The sequence below is a fragment of the Salinisphaera sp. SWV1 genome (assembly GCF_052044155.1).
Lineage (GTDB): Bacteria > Pseudomonadota > Gammaproteobacteria > Nevskiales > Salinisphaeraceae > Salinisphaera.
Genome location: NZ_JBQDYE010000142.1, coordinates 1 through 610, shown reverse-complemented (window position 1 = coordinate 610; position 610 = coordinate 1). Strand labels below are relative to the sequence as shown.

At 47.2% G+C, this 610-nt stretch carries 1 protein-coding gene and 1 pseudogene; both read left to right on the top strand.

Features of this window, described 5'->3' with window-relative positions; all coding sequences use genetic code 11:
• A partial coding sequence (locus ACS8YF_RS19895; protein WP_440851807.1) for a glycogen/starch/alpha-glucan phosphorylase occupies positions 1–294 on the top strand: 294 nt, incomplete at its 5' end.
• 127 nt (positions 295–421) lie between these two features.
• Positions 422–610, top strand: a pseudogene (locus ACS8YF_RS19890) (phosphate ABC transporter substrate-binding protein); the annotation flags it as partial.

The following is a 610-nucleotide window of genomic DNA, read 5'->3' as shown; positions in this document are numbered from 1 at the left end:
GAGCTGCATCAGGTGCTGACGCAAATCGGCAGCGGTGTATTCAGTCCGGAAGATCCGGGTCGCGATCGCGATCTGGTTGATTCGCTGATCAACTTCGGCGATCACCACCAGGTACTGGCGGATTATCGCAGCTATGTTCATTGTCAGGATAAAGTCGATGAACTCTACGAGCTTCAGGAAGAGTGGACCGCAAAAGCGATGCTGAACATTGCCAATATGGGCTACTTCTCTTCTGACCGTACTATCAAAGAGTACGCCGATCATATCTGGCATATTGATCCGGTGAGATTGTAATTTCACTAATAAATAGAACGGGGCCAAAGGGTCCCGTTTTTTTCGCCATCATTTCGGAAAAGTGTCCAGAAGGGGCAAGGGGACTCGGGGAGTATAATTTCGCCATTCAGAAAGAATGGAAAGAATAATGCAAAACAGAAAATGGATTTTGACCTCGCTGGTAATGACTTTTTTCGGCATCCCCATTCTGGCGCAGTTTTTGGCGGCGGTTATTGCCATGCTGGGTGTCGGACTTGCCGGTATTATTGAAGTTTGTAATATCTTTATCACGCCAACAATTTACCTTCTGCTCAACATTTTTATGCTGGCGCTGGGC